This window comes from Sphingomonas sp. 37zxx (assembly GCF_000786205.1).
Taxonomy (GTDB): Bacteria; Pseudomonadota; Alphaproteobacteria; order Sphingomonadales; family Sphingomonadaceae; genus Sphingomonas.
Window position 1 is genome coordinate 1 of the sequence record NZ_JROH01000100.1, and the last position, 1,699, is coordinate 1,699.

At 55.1% G+C, this 1,699-nt stretch carries 1 protein-coding gene and 1 pseudogene; one reads left to right on the forward strand and one right to left on the reverse strand.

The features are described 5' to 3' along the window. Positions 1-937: 937 nt before the first annotated feature. Positions 938-1,183 (reverse strand): hypothetical protein, encoded by a 246-nt coding sequence (locus tag QU44_RS16910; RefSeq protein ID WP_033923581.1) that lies wholly within the window; start codon positions 1,181-1,183, stop codon positions 938-940. Between the two features lie 62 nt (positions 1,184-1,245). Here QU44_RS16910 and QU44_RS16915 point away from each other — a divergent pair. Continuing rightward, positions 1,246-1,664, forward strand: a pseudogene (locus QU44_RS16915) (transposase); the annotation flags it as partial. Between the last annotated feature and the right edge of the window lie 35 nt (positions 1,665-1,699).

Consider the following 1,699-nt stretch of genomic DNA (forward strand, 5'->3'; position numbering starts at 1 on the left):
AGATCACCGGGTTGATGGAGGTGCTCAGGTTCTCACCACGAAGACTTCGACGAAACCGCTTCGGATGCCTCCAAGGCTGCGATTGCTTTGGAACCGGCAGGACTCCGAGTGACCCCAGCCACTACGTCGGGAGTGATAGAAAGTGAGATCAAGGCGTATGACACTGAGATAAGGGAGTACGATCGTTCGCTCAGAGAAGATCGTCTAAGCAGGGAAGGCCGCCGAAATGTGCAGGACAATAAGACTCAAGCCGAAGCCATCAAAGAAAAGTTTAGAGCGAGGCAAGGTAGATAGTTCGTCATCAAAGCGGCTCAGTGTCGTTCTATCTTTATTGTATCTATGGTCAGCGCCTGTCCCGACTTATGCTGGAGAGCATGACGAGGTTTCTCTTATATCTATGCATGCCAGTATTATAGGCGGTAAACTTAGGTACGCTCTTCGCAATGAAGGAGATCTACCTTTGATGGTCTATAGGGATTTTTGCTACGATTTACATATGTCAGCGACGGTAATGAGTGGGATTAAACTTAATACTGTGGCTGGACACTTCTCAAGTGGTATTGTTAGGGACAGCTTATCCTTCGTTCGGTTGGAGAAAAAGGGGAGCGAGACAATCTGCTATCTTGATTACTATCCCCTTGATACAGAGACAGTTAACTCTGCGGATGTTGTATGGAAAACGAACCTCTTTGTCGGAAATCCCGACGGCACCTATAAGTTCCTTCACCGCTTTGGGATGTTCCCGGTAATAGAGAGGCTGGACAACGTAGTCCCTTCTCTTGCTGCGCCGGTAGATGAGACTGTCGAGGCGGCATTTGAAGTCTGGAGAAGGCGAGCTAGTCGACAAAGGAATTGATGGCCTTGTCAGGCACTGTCAGAAAATCACGGTGCCAGTTTACTAAATGCATTCTATGGCCATGTCCGAGTTCAAGGACGGTTAGCCGAGCGCAGCCCTCTTCTCCCGCCCCATCGTCTCATCGATCGCGCCGACCTGTGCGCCGTCGCGCAACCCGAGAGCTTCGGTGAGCTTGGCGCGGCTGTCGGTGTAGATCGCGGCCCCTTCGCGGGCGCGGGAGATGGCGACATAGGAGGACGCTGCATCGACGGTGTTGGCGCGAAAACTCTCCAGATGCGCCATGACGTGATCGCACGTCGCGCCCTGGCTGGAATGGGTGGTGCGCATGACGTGCTCCCCTGAAATGTGACCGCTTTTTGGTAGAGTCTGACGCCAAGGAGTCGGACGATATGAAGCGAAGCAGGTTCAACGAAGAGCAGATCATTGCGATCTTGAAGGAGCAGGAGGGCGGAATGCCGACGGCGGAGGTTTGCCGCCGCCACGGGATCAGCTCGGCGACGTTCTACAAGTGGAAGGCGAAGTTCGGCGGGCTGGAGGTGTCCGAGGCCCGGCGGCTGAGGTCGCTCGAGGAGGAGAACTCGCGGCTAAAAATGCTGCTGGCCGAGGCCATGCTGGACAATGCCGTGTTGAAGGATCTGGCATCAAAAAAATGGTAACGCCCGGCGCTAAGCGGGAAGCCGTCGCCCATGCCCGGGAGCATCACGGGGTGAGCGAGCGTCGGGCGTGTGCACTGGTTGGTGTGAGCCGCAGGGTGATCCGTTACGAGCCGACAAGGCCGGATGACGGAGCGCTGCGTGCAGCGCGACGATCAAGATGAGAACGCGCGACAAGCAGGATGAGGAT

What these genes read in the sequence shown, in the direction of transcription:
- QU44_RS16910 (WP_033923581.1), bottom strand. Translation starts at nt 1,183, where the DNA reads ATGCGCACCACCCATTCCAGCCAGGGCGCGACGTGCGATCACGTCATG.